Annotated in this window: 1 protein-coding gene; it reads right to left on the bottom strand. The window is 51.1% G+C overall.

All coding sequences use genetic code 11. From position 1 onward, the window contains the following. Nucleotide 1: 1 nt before the first annotated feature. Nucleotides 2–352: Crp/Fnr family transcriptional regulator (locus AAHB90_RS32615; protein ID WP_446717951.1), on the bottom strand; the 351-nt coding region annotated here is incomplete at its 5' end.

The raw sequence follows: 352 nt of genomic DNA, 5'->3' as shown, positions 1-352 counted from the left end.
GCTAACGGATACTACGGCGTATACGGCTGAGCGATTGCTGGGTGATGCCCAGGTACGAGGCCACATAGGAAAGCGGGATGCGGTTGACCAGGTTGGGGAACGCCTCGATGAACGAAAGATAACGCGTGGTGGCGTCTTCCGAAACCAGTGGACTGCGCCGTTCCATGGCCAGCGTAAGGCATTTTTTTACCATGTTGGCCTTCATCATTTCCCAGCCCACAATGGTGTCGGATATCTGGTCCCAATTCTTTTTATTGAAAGCCAGTACCTTGCAGTCGGTAACGGCCTGTACATATTCGGAAGCGACCATCTGCGATTCAAACTTTTGATTATCGACCACAAAATTGCCTTC

Origin of the sequence: Dyadobacter sp. OTU695 (assembly GCF_038440355.1) — a bacterium.
Taxonomy (GTDB): Bacteria; Bacteroidota; Bacteroidia; order Cytophagales; family Spirosomataceae; genus Dyadobacter.
The sequence above is the reverse complement of the archived record's forward strand: the minus strand, read 5'-3'. Positions and strand labels throughout refer to the sequence as shown.